8 protein-coding genes and 1 pseudogene are annotated in these 13646 nt (G+C 73.3%); 6 read left to right on the plus strand and 3 right to left on the minus strand.

Going from position 1 to position 13646, the window contains the following annotated elements; translation table 11 throughout:
- Positions 1 to 587: pseudogene (locus tag AWW66_RS28115) on the plus strand (cobyrinate a,c-diamide synthase); the annotation flags it as partial.
- A gap of 157 nt (positions 588 to 744) precedes the next feature.
- Here AWW66_RS28115 and AWW66_RS28120 read toward each other — a convergent pair.
- Positions 745 to 2877: a transglycosylase domain-containing protein gene (locus tag AWW66_RS28120; RefSeq protein WP_067372518.1), complete on the minus strand. Its 2133-nt coding sequence runs from the start codon at positions 2875 to 2877 to the stop codon at positions 745 to 747.
- A gap of 121 nt (positions 2878 to 2998) precedes the next feature.
- On the opposite strand from AWW66_RS28120, the gene cobC reads away from it, so the two are divergent.
- From cobC to cobA, 3 genes are read left to right on the plus strand one after another with little or no spacing between them, the layout of a single operon-like run.
- Entirely contained in the window at positions 2999 to 4099 is a 1101-nt protein-coding gene (gene cobC / locus AWW66_RS28125) for an Rv2231c family histidinol phosphate aminotransferase CobC (protein WP_067372520.1), read from the plus strand.
- Entirely contained in the window at positions 4099 to 5403 is a 1305-nt protein-coding gene (locus tag AWW66_RS28130) for a nicotinate-nucleotide--dimethylbenzimidazole phosphoribosyltransferase (protein ID WP_083979075.1), read from the plus strand. The genes cobC and AWW66_RS28130 overlap by 1 nt, the downstream gene beginning before the upstream one ends.
- Positions 5400 to 6794 (plus strand): uroporphyrinogen-III C-methyltransferase, encoded by a 1395-nt coding sequence (gene cobA, locus AWW66_RS28135; RefSeq protein WP_067372523.1) that lies wholly within the window; start codon positions 5400 to 5402, stop codon positions 6792 to 6794. Before AWW66_RS28130 ends, cobA begins: the two co-directional genes overlap by 4 nt.
- 212 nt (positions 6795 to 7006) lie before the next feature.
- On the opposite strand, the gene otsB is transcribed toward cobA, so the two are convergent.
- Positions 7007 to 9613 carry a trehalose-phosphatase gene (otsB, locus tag AWW66_RS28140; RefSeq protein ID WP_067372526.1) on the minus strand — a complete coding sequence of 869 codons (2607 nt, stop codon included), beginning with the start codon at positions 9611 to 9613 and terminating at the stop codon, positions 7007 to 7009.
- Positions 9610 to 11010 (minus strand): alpha,alpha-trehalose-phosphate synthase (UDP-forming), encoded by a 1401-nt coding sequence (locus AWW66_RS28145; RefSeq protein WP_067372529.1) that lies wholly within the window; start codon positions 11008 to 11010, stop codon positions 9610 to 9612. The genes otsB and AWW66_RS28145 overlap by 4 nt, the downstream gene beginning before the upstream one ends.
- A gap of 349 nt (positions 11011 to 11359) precedes the next feature.
- On the opposite strand from AWW66_RS28145, the gene ettA reads away from it, so the two are divergent.
- Positions 11360 to 13036 (plus strand): energy-dependent translational throttle protein EttA, encoded by a 1677-nt coding sequence (ettA, locus tag AWW66_RS28150; protein ID WP_067372531.1) that lies wholly within the window; start codon positions 11360 to 11362, stop codon positions 13034 to 13036.
- 20 nt (positions 13037 to 13056) lie between these two features.
- Positions 13057 to 13551: an acyl-CoA thioesterase gene (locus AWW66_RS28155; protein WP_067372534.1), complete on the plus strand. Its 495-nt coding sequence runs from the start codon at positions 13057 to 13059 to the stop codon at positions 13549 to 13551.
- Positions 13552 to 13646 lie beyond the last annotated feature (95 nt).

Raw genomic sequence — 13646 nt, forward strand, 5'->3', positions numbered from 1 at the left:
GCGGCCCCGGGGGCAGCTACAGCTACCCGGAGACCGCCGAGCTGCTGCGGGCCGCCGGTGCCGAGGTGGTGCTGGTCGACCCGCTGCGCGACGAGAAGCTGCCACCCGGCACCCGGGCGCTGGTCGTCGGGGGCGGGCTGCCCGAGTCGTACGCCGAGCAGCTCTCGGCCAACCGTCGGCTCTGCATCGCCGTGGCCGAGCTGGCCCGGACCGGCCGGCCCGTGCTGGCCGAGGGCGCCGGGCTGCTCTGGCTGGCCCGTGACCTGGACGGGTTGCCGATGTGCGGGGTGCTCGACGCCACCGCCACCCGCCGCGACGGGCTGGTCGTCGGGTACCGCCGGGCCACCTCCCGGGCGGACAGCGTGATCGCCGCCAGCGGCGCGGTGCTGACCGGGTACAAGCAGCACAGCGCCGTGCTCACCCCCCGGGCCGGTCGGCAGCCGGCGTGGAGCTGGGACGGGGGCGCCCCGGAGGGGTTCGTCTGGCGCGGCGTGCACGCCTCCCAGCTCACCCTGCACTGGGCCGCCGACCCGGGGATCGCCGCCCGGCTGGTCGCCGCCGCCGCGGCCCCCGACGCTCCCCGCTGACCCGCGCCTCGCTGCCACCCGGCTCACCGGCGGCCCGGGCCGCGCTGCCACCCGGGCCGCGACTGCCCCCGCCCTACGACTGCCGTCGGGTCACGCTGCCACCCGGCTCACCGGCGACCCGCGCCTCCGGTGAGCCGGGTGACCCCGCTCCGGCGGGTCAGCCGACGATGGCGTCCGAGGGTGGGGTGAACTGGCGGACCGGGCGGTCCTTCAGGGCGTCGCGCAGGGTCTGCGCCACCGCCTCGATCGGGATCTGGGACTGCCCGTCACCCACCGCGTTGAAGGGATTGTCCGGGTCGGAGATGAAGCTCGCCGCCGCCAGTTCCGGGGTGTACCCGACGAACCAGGCGGACCGGGTGCTGTCGGTGGTACCCGTCTTGCCGGCGACCGGGCGGCCGACCGTACCCCGGACGCTGTCGGCGGTCGACCAGCCGCCGCAGCCCCCCTTCGCCGGGCTGTCCCCGGTCGGGCAGCGGGCCGCGTCGGTGGCGGCACGGGCCGCGTCGGCGTTCACCACCTGCCGGCAGCGCGGCTTGGCGACCTCCCGTTCGATGCCGGAGGCGGTCCGGAAGACGGCCGGGGTGCCGTCCCGGTTGTTGATCAACTGGACCGGCATCGCCTCGCAGTACCGCCCGTCGGCGGCGATCGCGGCGTAGGCGTTCGCCATCTCCAGCGGGGTGGCGTCGGAGACGCCGAGGGTGAACGCGCCCCACTTCCTCGCGTTCTCCGGGGCGGCGTGCTTGCGGTCCACGTCGGTCCGCCAGCGCAGGCCGAGCTGCTCCGCGAGCCGAACCGCCCGGTCCGCCCCGACCTGCTCCTCCAACCAGACGAAGTACGTGTTGACCGACTTGCCGAAGCCGGACCACATGGTCTGGCTACCGCTCATCGCGCCGCTGGCGTTGGACGGCGACCACCCGTCGTAGATCTCGGAGCGGTACCGGTGCGGCGCGTTGAAGGTGGTCGACAGCGGCATCCCCGCGTCGAGGGCGGCCAGCATCGGGAACATCTTGAACGTCGACCCGGCCTGGTACCCGGGCAGGTCACCGCCGCCGAGCAACGGCGCGACCGTGTTCGGGAAGTTCGCCTTCACCTTCGGCGAGGCCTCCGGGTTGGAGCTGGGCGGGTTCTCGGCCAGGTCGAGGGAGTACGTCCGGTTCACCGCCATCGCCTTGACCCGCCCGGTGCCCGGCTCGGCGACCACGATCCCGTTGGCGAACGGGCTGCCGGTGCGGTCCTTCGACCCCACGTTGTTCTCCGCCGCCTCCTGGATCTTCGGGTCGAGGCTGAGCACGGCCCGGTACCCGCCCCGGCGCAGCTTGTCCATCCGCTCCAGCCGGTTCGCGCCGAACGCGGGCTGCGCGCTCCACCAGTTCTTGAAGTAGTCGCAGGCGAAGCCCCAACTGTTGTACTTCTCGGGGATGGCGGCGCAGTCGTTCGGCGGGTTGGTCAGCTTCAGCCGGATCGGCTCGCGCTTGAGCTGCTCGGCGGTGTCCGAGGAGAGGTAGCCGACCTGCGCCATCCGGTCCAGGACGTAGTTGCGCCGGGCGGTGGCGTCCTTCTGGTCGGAGCTGGCCGGGTCGTACTGGGAGGGTGACTTGACCAGGCCGGCAAGGGTGGCCGCCTCGACCGGGCTGAGGTCCTTCGGGGTCTTGGAGAAGAAGATCTCGCTGGCGGCGTAGATGCCGTACGCCCGGTGCCCGAAGTACGCCGAGTTGAGGTAGCGCTCCAGGATCTCCGGCTTGCTCAGCTCCTTCTCCAGGTCGATGGCCATCCGCATCTCCTTGACCTTGCGGATGCTGGTCTGTTCGGTGGCCTCCTGCACCTCCTTCGGGATCGTCGCGCTGTCCCGCAGCGCCATCCGGACGTACTGCATGGTCAGCGTGGAGGCGCCCTGGGACACCCCGCTGGAGCGGGCGTTGGCGACGAAGGCGCGGGCCACGCCCTTCGGGTCGACCCCGCCGTGCTGGTAGAAGCGGGAGTCCTCGGCGGCCACGATCGCCTGCTGGATGTTCGGCGACATGTCCGACAGCGTGGTGTACTGCCGGTACTCCTCGTAGAACATCGTCAGCAGGGTGGTGCCGTCCGGGGCGTACAGGTAGGAGGTCTCGGCGGGCAGGGCGGTGGTCAGCAGCTTGGTCTTGGCTTCCACGGCGTGCGCGGTGGCCTTCGCGCCGAGCCCGGTGGCGGCGGCCAACGGGTACGCGGCGGCGGCGACGACGATCCCGGCGATGAGACCGATGCGCAGGAGTGGGAGGAGACGACCAGCGGCGGTAAGGGGTCGGTTGCTCACGGCCCGAAGTTATGACATTTCCGATACGTACATGAGAAATATTCATAAAGGGCGGTACGGTGACGCGCCCCACGTCGACCCCGGCTGTCCCGGGCGTCGGCTTCCCGGCAGGATCGCGGGCATGCACGGTGAGCGGAACGACGATCAGGCGCGGTCGTCGGCGACCCCGGGGGCGGCCGAGCCCGATCTCGGCCACCACGGCGACGCCGAGGTGGCCGACGGGCTGGTCGACCTGGCGGTCAACGTCCGCCGCGCCCCGCCGCCACCCTGGTTGGCCGGGCCGATCGCGGCCACCCTGACCGACCTGGCCCGCTATCCCGACCCGACCGGGGCCCGCGCGGCCGTCGCCGCCCGGCACCGTCGCCGGCCGGAGGAGGTCCTGCTCACCGCCGGGGCCGCCGAGGGCTTCGTGCTGCTCGCCCGCGCCCTGTCCGACCGGCGTCGACCGGTGGTGGTGCACCCGCAGTTCACCGAGCCGGAGGCGGCGCTGCGGGCCGCCGGGCACACCGTCGAGCGGGTGCTGCTCGACCCCGCCGACGGCTTCCGGCTCGACCCCGACCGGGTACCCGCCGACGCCGACCTGGTCATGATCGGCAACCCGACCAACCCGACCTCGGTACTGCACCCCGCCCCGGTGCTGGCCGCGCTCGCCCGGCCCGGCCGGATCCTGGTGGTCGACGAGGCGTTCGCCGACACCACCACCGCGCCCGGCGTACCGGGGGAGCCGGAGTCCCTGGCCGACCGCCGGGACCTGCCCGGCCTGGTGGTGGTGCGCAGCCTCACCAAGACCTGGGGCCTGGCCGGGCTGCGCATCGGGTACCTGCTCGGCGAGCCGGCGCTGCTCGCCCGGCTGGCCGCCGTCCAGCCGCTCTGGGCGGTCTCCACCCCGGCCCTGGCCGCCGCCACCGCCTGCGCGAGCCCGACCGCGGTCGCGGCCGAGCGCGCCATCGCCACGCACCTCGCCGCCGACCGCGACCACCTGGTGGCCCGCCTCACCGCCCTCCCCGGGGTACGCGTCGCGGGGCAGCCGGCCAGCGCCTTCGTCCTGATCCACCTGCCCGGCGCCGCCCGGGTCCGGGCGGTGCTGCGCGACCGGGGCTGGGCGGTACGCCGGGGCGACACCTTCCCCGGTCTCGGCCCGGACTGGCTGCGGGTGGCGGTCCGCGACCGGGCGACGACCGACGCGTTCACCGACGTACTGGCGGGAATCCTGGAGGCGTGATGCTGGAGGAGACGATCGCGGCGATCCGGCCGCTCGACGAGCCGGCGATGGCGACCGCCCGGCACCGGCAGGGCCGGCTGACCAAGCCCGCCGGTTCGCTCGGCGCCCTGGAGGACCTGTCGGTACGCCTCGCCGGGCTGGCCGGGGCCTGCCCGCCGCCGCTGCCCGAGCCGGCCGCGGTGGCGATCTTCGCCGGTGACCACGGCGTGCACGCGCAGGGCGTCACGCCCTGGCCGCAGGAGGTCACCGCCCAGATGATCGGCAACTTCCTGGCCGGCGGGGCGGTGGTCAACGCCTTCGCCCGCCAGGCCGGTGCCGTGGTCACCGTGGTCGACGTCGGCGTCGCCACCCCGCTGCCGGCCGCGCCCGCCACCCCACCGTCCCCGGCGGCTGCCCCGTCGCCCTCGGCGGCTGTCCCGTCGTCCCCGGCGGCTGTCCCGCTGCCCCGGACCGGTGCCGCCGGATCGACCCGCCCGGTGGCACCGGGGGCCGGTGGCGGAGCGCCCCGCCTGGTGGCGGCGAAGGTCCGGGCCGGCACCCGGGACCTGACGGTCACCGCCGCCCTCACCCGCGACGAGGCGCGGGCCGCGCTGGAGACCGGCATCCGGGTCGCCGACGACCTGATCGACGGCGGGGCGCGCATCCTGCTCACCGGCGACATGGGCATCGGCAACACCACCCCGGCCGCCGCGCTGGTCGCCGCGTTCACCGGCGCCGACCCGGCCGAGGTGACCGGGCGGGGGACCGGCGTCGACGACGCCACGTACGCCCGGAAGGTGGCGGTGGTGCGGGCCGCCCTGCGGCGGCACGACCCCGACCCGGCCGACCCGCTGGGCGTGCTCGCCGCCGTCGGCGGCCTGGAGCACGCCGCGCTGGCCGGGTTGATCCTGGCCGCCGCCGCCCGGCGGACCCCGGTACTGCTGGACGGGGTGATCGCGGTCTCCGCCGCGCTCGCGGCGGCGGCGTTCGCCCCGGCGGCGGTGGGCGCGATGGTCGCCGGGCACCGCTCCGCCGAGCCGGGCGCCGGGGTGGCGTTGCGCCGGCTCGGTCTCGACCCGCTGATCGACCTGGGCCTGCGACTCGGCGAGGGCACCGGCGCGCTGCTGGCCCTGCCGGTGGTCACCGGCGCGGTCCGGGTACTGCACGAGGTCGCCACCTTCGACACCGCCGGCGTCACCGAGGAGACCGCCGGTGTCGCGGGACAGGAGACCGGCGTCGGCACCGAGCACGGCGCCGGCCCGGGTGGACCGCCCACCGGTGCGGTCGGCGTGGCGGTCACCGGTGACGGGACGGTCGGGCGGTGAACGGCAACCCGTACCCGCTCGGGCTGCGGCTGGCCGGCCGCCGGGTGGTGGTGGTGGGCGGGGGAGCGGTCGCCACCCGCCGGGTACCGGCCCTGCTGGACGCCGGGGCGGACGTGCTGCTGGTCTCCCCGGAGCTGTCCCTGTCGCTGCGGGCGCACGCCGACGCGGGCCGGCTGCGCTGGGAGCCCCGCCGGTTCGTGCCGGCCGACCTCGACGGCGCCTGGCTGGTGCAGACGGCGGTGGACGACCCGGTCGCCGCCGCCGAGGTCAGCGCGGCGGCGGACGAGCGCCGGATCTTCTGCGTTCGCGCCGACGACCGCTTCGCCGCCACCGCCTGGACCCCGGCGGTGACCCGCAACGGCCCGGTCACCGTCGCCGTCCTCGGCGGCGGCGACCCGCACCGCGCCATGCGCGTCCGAGACCGCATCCGCGACCTCCTGAGTGCAAGGAAGGGCCCCCTGTTAACGCCTCCGGTAGAGCAGGGGCCCCCTGTTAACACCACTGCTGCGGGCGGCACCACTGCATCCGGCGGCAGTGCTGCGGCGGCGGGCGGCGCCGGTGCGGCCGGCACCGCGGGGGACACCACTGTCACCGCGGGGGACACCACTGTGGCGGGTGGTACCGCTGCGAGGGCGGGCCGGGCCGGGGTGGTCGGGCGGGTGGCGCTGGTCGGTGCCGGGCCGGGCGACCCGGAGCTGATCACGGTCAAGGGCTGGCGGCTGCTCGCCGAGGCGGACGTGGTGGTCGCCGACCGACTGGTACCCGGGCTGCTCCTGGACGAGTTGGGCCCCGACGTCGAGCTGGTGGACGCCTCCAAGATCCCGTACGGGCCGTCGCGGACCCAGGAGGAGATCAATCAGACCCTGGTCGACCGGGCGCTCGCCGGGCGGAACGTGGTCCGGCTCAAGGGCGGTGACCCGTACGTCTTCGGTCGGGGCGGCGAGGAGCTGCTGGCCTGCGTGGCGGCGGGCGTACCGGTGACCGTGGTTCCCGGGGTGACCAGCGCGGTCGCCGTGCCGGCGGTGGCCGGGGTGCCGGTCACCCACCGGGGGGTCGCGCACGAGTTCACCGTGGTCTCCGGGCACGTCGCCCCGGACTCGCCCGAGTCCCTGGTGCACTGGGCGGCGTTGGCGCAGTTGCGCGGCACCCTGGTCGTCCTCATGGGGCTGAAGAACCTGCCCGCCATCGCCGCCACGCTGACCGGGCACGGCAAGGATCCGGCCACGCCGGTCGCCGTGGTGCAGGAGGGTACGACCGGCACCCAGCGGACGGTGCGCTCGACGTTGGGCAGGGTCGCGGTGGACGTGGCCGAGGCGGGCCTGCGTCCCCCCGCGATCGTGGTCATCGGCCCCGTCGTGGCAGCCCTCCCCCCACCCAAACCCAAACCCTGACCCCCCACCCTCCCCCGTCCCCACCTCTGACCCTCACGCCCGCCCCCGTTGATCATGGAGTTGGCGGCACACTGCTCGACGTTTCACCGCAGCCAACTCCATGATCAACGGGGGCGGCGGGGGGAGGCGGGGGGACGGGGGCGGGGGGAGGAGGGGAGAGACGGGGGCGGCCGGGGAGGAGGGCTCCCCGGCCGCCGGTGGTGCTGGGTGGATCAGTGCTTGAGCATGTTGTCCAGCAGCAGGGCGCAGCGGATCAGCCCGAGGTGGCTGTACGCCTGCGGGTGGTTGCCCAGGCCCCGCTCGGCGAGCGGGTCGTACTGCTCGGGGAGCAGTCCGGTCGGGCCGGCCGTGTCGATCATCTGGCTGAACAGCTCCTCCGCGTCGGTGCGGCGACCGGTGCGCAGGTACGCCTCGATCAGCCACGCCGTGCAGATGTGGAACCCGCCCTCCCGGCCGGGCAGTCCGTCGTCCCAGTGGTACCGGTAGACGACCGGCCCGCTGCGCAGGTCCGCCTCGATCTTGAGCACGGTGGAGAGGAACCGGGGGTCGTCGCCGGGCAGCAGCCCGGAGAGGCCGATCCAGAGCGAGGAGGCGTCCATCTCCTCGTCGCCGTACGCGACGCTGTACGCCTCGGCGCCGGCGTGCCAGCCCTGCTCCAGGACGTTGGCGCCGATCCGCTCGCGCAGCTCCACCCACTCGGGGCGGTCCTCGCCGCTGTGCTGGCGGACCACCTGCAACGCCCGGTCCACGGTCATCCAGCACATCACCTTGGAGAAGATGTGGTGCCGGGGTGGGAGGCGGGCCTCCCAGATGCCGTGGTCCGGCTCGTGCCAGCGGCGGCGTACCGCCTCGACCATGTTCTCCAGCACCCGCCACTCGGTCTCCCGGACCGAGCCCCGGGCGTCGGCGACGGCGGCGATCAGGTCGGCGATCGGGCCGAAGACGTCGAGCTGGAGCTGGTGGTTGGCGAGGTTGCCGACCCGGACCGGCCGGCTGCCGGCGTACCCGGGCAGGGTGTCGATGACCGCCTCGGCGCCCAGCTCGTACCCCTCCACGGTGTAGAGCGGGTGCAGCCGCTCCGGGTGCCCCCCGGTGCGCTCGACGCAGCCGTCCACCCAGCGCAGGAAGGCCTCGGCCTCCTGGATGGACCCGAGGTCCACCAGGACCCGGGCGGTCATCGCCGCGTCGCGCAGCCAGCAGTACCGGTAGTCCCAGTTCCGGACGCCGCCCAGCTCCTCGGGGAGCGAGGTGGTCGCCGCGGCGAGGATCGAGCCGGTGGCCTCGTGGCAGAGCCCACGCAGGGTCAACGCGCTGCGGGCGACCAGGTCGCGGGCGGTGTTGGGCAGCCGCAGTCCGGCCACCCACTCCTTCCACGGCTGCTCGGCCGTGGCCTGGCGCTCGTGCACCGTGAGCCGGTGGTGGTCCAGGTTCTGCGTGCCGAACCGCAGCTCCAGGGTCACCTGCCCGCCGGCGGCGGAGAGGTCGACGGTCGCCGTGGCGGTCTCGTTGCCGCCGTCGTTGTCGACCTCCCACTCCACCCCGGGGGAGTAGAGCGCGACCGGCTCGTTGGAGCCGAGCACCAGCAGGCCGTCGCCGGTCGGCTGCAACTGCACCGCGACCTGGCCGAACTCCGGCCGGGGGGCGAACTCCAGGGTGACCCGCCCGCTGCCGGTGAGCACCCGGATCAGGGTCGAGTCGCCGGAGACCACCGCCGGGCCGGGCGGCACCGCGTCGGACGAGGGCCGGTCGAGCCAGTCGGTGACGGTGAGCCCCGACCACCGGGTCTCCACGGTCATCGTGCCGGAGCGGTACCGCTGGCCGAGCGGGATGCCACCGCGTTCCGGGGCGACGCTGAAGTGCCCGGCCGGGCTGCCGCCGACCAGGTCGGCGAAGATCGCCGCCGAGTCCGGCTTGGGGTGGCAGAGCCAGGTGACCTTCGCCTCCGGCGTCAGCAACGCCACGGTACGGCCGTTGGAGAGCATCGAGTGCCGCTCGATCGGTACCGCCCGCTCGCCGAAGAGCCAGTGCCGCCGGGTCTCCAGCAGCAGGGCGAGCGCGCGGGCCGCCTCGATCGGCTCGGCCACCCGGTAGTCGGCCTGCGTGGTGCCGGGGCCGATCTTGATGCCGACGTCCGGGCCGTGCAGGTTGCCGAACGCGTTCTCGTCGGTGACGTCGTCGCCGATGAAGAGCACCGCGCTGGCCGAGAGCTGGGTCCGCAACTGGTCGACCGCGGTGCCCTTGTGGGTGGCCACCACGGAGAGCTCGATGACCTCCTTGCCCTGGGTGACGGTGACGTCGCCCCAGGTCGCGGGGCCGGAGCGGACCGCGTCGACGGCTGCGGCGGCGACCTGCGGGTCGACCCCACGGGTGTGCACCGCGACGCTGGCCGGCTTGCGCTCCAGCCGCACCCCGGGGTGGGCGGCGGCGATCTCGCGGAGCTGGTCGCGCAGCCGGGTCCGCACGGCGATCAGCTCGGGGGAGAGCCGCTCGACGAAACCGATGTCGAACTCGGAGCCGTGGCTGCCGACCAGGTGCACCTCACTGGGCAGCCGGGACAGCGCGGCGAGGTCGCGCAGGGCGCGCCCGGACACCACCGCGACCGAGGTCTGCGGCAGCGCGGCCAGCGCCCGGACGGCGGCGACCGACTCGGGCAGCGGGACCGCCTTGCTCGGGTCCTCCACGATCGGGGCGAGGGTGCCGTCGTAGTCGCAGGCGACCAGGAGCTGCGGCACCCGGGCGATCCGCCCGATGGCGGAGCGCAGGGCGGGATCGAGGACGCCGGAGACCGAGGGCGTGCCGTCGACGACGGACGTGTTCATGCGGCCTCCGTATCGGGAACGCCCAGCTCGGTCAGGAACGACTTCGCCCAGTGCCCCACGTCGTGGGTGCGCAGGTGACGCTGCATGATCCGCATGCGCCGACGGGCCTCCGGCTTCTCCACGTGCACGGCTCTCAGCAGGGCGTCCTTGACCGCCTCCGGGTCGTGCGGGTTACACAAAAATGCCTGACGCAGCTCGGTGGCCGCGCCGGCGAACTCACTGAGCACGAGGGCGCCACCGCTGTCGGTGCGCGCCGCGACGTACTCCTTTGCCACCAAATTCATTCCGTCTCGCAGGGGAGTCACCATCATCACGTCGGCCGCGACGTACATCGCGGCCAGTTCACTGCGACTGTACGACTGATGCAGGTAATGCACGGCCGGCACGCCGACCCTGCCGAATTCCCCATTAATCCGGCCAACTTCTCGTTCGACCTTGACCCGAAGTGCCTGGTAGTGCTCGACCCGTTCCCGACTGGGCGTGGCGACCTGCACCATAACCGCGTCCGGAACTGTCAACTTTCCGTCAGAGAGCAGTTCCCGGAAGGCCTTGAGCCGGAGCTCGATGCCCTTGGTGTAGTCGAGCCGGTCCACGCCGAGGATGATCGTCTTGGGATCGCCCAGCTCAGCGCGGATCTGCTTGGCCCGAGCCTGGATCGCCGGGTCGGCGGCCAGCCGCTCCATCTCGGCCACGTCGATCGAGATGGGAAAAGCGCCCGCCTTGACTTGACGGCCGTCAACCTGGATCATCTGCCCCTCGTACCGAAGGCCGAGCAGATGCCGGGCCAGCCGGACGAAGTTCTGCGCGGCGAGCCGCTGCTGGAACCCGACCAGGTCGGCGCCGAGCAGGCCCCGCAGCACCTCGGCGCGCAGCGGCATCTGCATGAACAGTTCGATCGGCGGGAACGGAATGTGCAGGAAGAAACCGATGCGCAGATCCGGGCGGAGTTCGCGCAGCATCGCCGGGACCAGTTGGAGCTGGTAGTCCTGGACCCAGACCGTCGCGCCCTCGGCCGCCACGTCCGCCGCGGCCTCCGCGAACCGCGCGTTCACCAGCCGGTACGCGTCGCGCCAGCGCCGCTTGTACGCCGGGGTCTCCACGGCATCGTGGTAGAGCGGCCAGATGGTGGCGTTCGACTGGCCCTCGTAGTAGCGCTCCAGTTCCTCGGCGCTGAGCGGGACCGGGTGCAGCCGGATACCCTCCAGGTCGAACGGCTCGGGCGCGGGGCCGGTCCCGCCGGCCCAGCCGACCCAGGTGCCCTGGTGCTCGGCGAGCACCGGGTGCAGCGCGGTGACCAGCCCACCAGGGCTGCGGCGCCACTGCCGCCCTTCGGGTGTGCTCACCTCATCGACCGGCAGTCGGTTCGCCACTACGACAAAGGAGCTACGGACGGTCACGATCGGCCACCTCCGGCTGCTGCTGACGGGTCCACCGCGATGAGCGTACTGAGCGTAGCTGCGGCGTCTGCCACCCCGTGCCCGACTTCCCTACCCGTCCCAAAGCCAGCTCAACCGGCTTGGTGATCTTCACGACCCGCTCGTGGGACCGGACGGGGCGGGGGCGTCGTGGCCCCGGGCGGCGCGCCGGGTCGCGGCTGGCCGGGGCGATGTGGGCGGACGCCGCCGTACCTGTCAGGATTGAGGGTGGCGTGCGCGCGGCCGGTCCCGGCCGGCGGCGGGTCGGAGATCGCCGGCCCGCGCCCGTGTCCGCCGGCCCCAGTCGCAATCTACGGAGGTAGCCCGCACCGTGGCCCAGTACATCTACGTCCTGGAAAAGGCGCGCAAGGCGCACGGCGACAAGGTCGTGCTCGACAACGTGACGCTGAGCTTCCTGCCGGGGGCCAAGATCGGTGTGGTCGGCCCGAACGGCGCCGGTAAGTCCAGCCTTCTCAAGATCATGGCAGGGCTGGACCGGCCGAGCAACGGCGAGGCCCGGCTGATGCCCGGCTACACCGTCGGCCTGCTCGCCCAGGAGCCCCCGCTCAACGACGCCAAGACCGTCCTCGGCAACGTCGAGGAGGCGGTCGCCGAGACCAAGGCCAAGCTGGAGCGGTTCAACAAGATCGCCGAGCAGATGGCCACCGACTACTCCGACGAGCTGATGGAGGAGATGGGCAAGCTCCAGGAGGAGCTGGACCACGCCGACGCCTGGGACATCGACTCCAAGCTCGAACTGGCCATGGACGCGCTGCGCTGCCCCCCGCCGGACGCCGACGTGACCAAGCTCTCCGGCGGTGAGCGCCGCCGGGTGGCGCTGTGCAAGCTGCTGCTGGAGGCCCCCGACCTGCTGCTGCTCGACGAGCCCACCAACCACCTGGACGCGGAGAGCGTGCAGTGGCTGGAGCAGCACCTGGCCAAGTACGCGGGCACCGTCATGGCGATCACCCACGACCGGTACTTCCTGGACAACGTGGCCGGCTGGATCCTGGAGCTGGACCGGGGCCGCGCCGTCGGCTACGAGGGCAACTACTCCACGTACCTGGAGAAGAAGGCCGCCCGGCTGGCCGTCGAGGGCCGCCGCGACGCCAAGATGAAGAAGCGCCTCTCCGAGGAGCTGGAGTGGGTGCGCTCCAACGCCAAGGCCCGGCAGACCAAGTCGAAGGCCCGGCTCGACCGGTACGACGAGATGGCCGCCGAGGCGGAGAAGACCCGGAAGCTGGACTTCGAGGAGATCCAGATCCCGCCGGGCCCGCGCCTGGGCAACACGGTCATCGAGGCGAACAGCCTGACCAAGGGCTTCGGCGACCGGGTGCTGATCGACAACCTCTCCTTCTCGCTGCCGCGCAACGGCATCGTCGGCATCATCGGCCCGAACGGCGTCGGCAAGACCACCCTGTTCAAGACCATCGTCGGGCTGGAGCAGCCGACCGGCGGCGGGGTCAAGGTCGGTGACACCGTCTCGCTGTCGTACGTCGACCAGAACCGGCAGGGCCTGGACGGGGACAAGACCGTCTGGGAGGTCGTCTCCGACGGGCTGGACCACCTCATGGTCGGCAAGGTCGAGATGCCGTCGCGGGCGTACATCGCCGCCTTCGGGTTCAAGGGCCCGGACCAGCAGAAGCCGACCAAGGTGCTCTCCGGTGGCGAGCGCAACCGGCTCAACCTGGCGCTGACCCTGAAGATCGGCGGGAACGTGATCCTGCTCGACGAGCCCACCAACGACCTGGACGTGGAGACCCTCTCCAGCCTGGAGAACGCGCTGCTGGAGTTCCCCGGCTGCGCCGTGGTCATCTCCCACGACCGGATGTTCCTGGACCGGGTCGCCACGCACATCCTGGCCTGGGAGGGCGACGACCAGAACCCGGCCCAGTGGTTCTGGTTCGAGGGCAACTTCGAGGCGTACGAGAAGAACAAGATCGACCGGCTCGGCGCGGAGGCGGCCCGGCCGCACCGGGTCACGTACCGCAAGCTGACCCGCGACTGATGGTCGACCGGTGCTGAGCCATGAGTGACCGTTTCGTCTACCACTGCACGCTGCGCTGGTCCGACCTGGACGCGTACGGCCACATCAACAACTCCCGCTTCCTCACCCTGTACGAGGAGGCCCGGGTGGCGTTGATGTTCGCCGGCGGCCGGGCGTGGGGGGTCGGCTCGTTCGCCGAGGGTGTCGTCATCCGCCGGCACGAGGTCGACTACCTGCGCCCGGTCGACTACGCGGTCGGCCGGGCCACCGCCGAGGCCGCGCCGACCGTCCGGATCGAGCTGTGGATCGAGGAGATCCGAGCGGCCCGGTTCACCGTCGTCTACGAGCTGTACGACGGCGAGGTGCTGGCCAGCCGGGCCCGCTCGGTGCTGGTCCCGTTCGACCTGTCCCGGCAGTTGCCGAGGCGGTTGACCGAGGAGGAGCGGGAGTTCCTGCTGATCTACGCGATGGACGAGCCGGGCCGGGCCGACGGCGATCCGTCCCGGCGGGCCGTGCCGCTGGGCGGAACGACGTGAGCCGGGCCGACGGGCCGGAATCGGGCGGCGCGGGCGGCCCCGGGGGCGCGCTGGCGGCGGCCGGCCCGGCCGGCGGCCCCGCGCGGCCGTCCGGC

Source organism: Micromonospora rosaria (assembly GCF_001567585.1).
Classification (GTDB): domain Bacteria; phylum Actinomycetota; class Actinomycetes; order Mycobacteriales; family Micromonosporaceae; genus Micromonospora; species Micromonospora rosaria.

Excerpts from the sequence above, each read along its gene's own strand:
- cobC (WP_067372520.1), top strand. The coding sequence starts at position 2,999 with ATGCACGGTGAGCGGAACGACGATCAGGCGCGGTCGTCGGCGACCCCG.
- AWW66_RS28130 (WP_083979075.1), top strand. The coding sequence starts at position 4,099 with ATGCTGGAGGAGACGATCGCGGCGATCCGGCCGCTCGACGAGCCGGCG.
- otsB (WP_067372526.1), bottom strand. The coding sequence starts at position 9,613 with ATGAACACGTCCGTCGTCGACGGCACGCCCTCGGTCTCCGGCGTCCTC.
- AWW66_RS28155 (WP_067372534.1), top strand. The coding sequence starts at position 13,057 with ATGAGTGACCGTTTCGTCTACCACTGCACGCTGCGCTGGTCCGACCTG.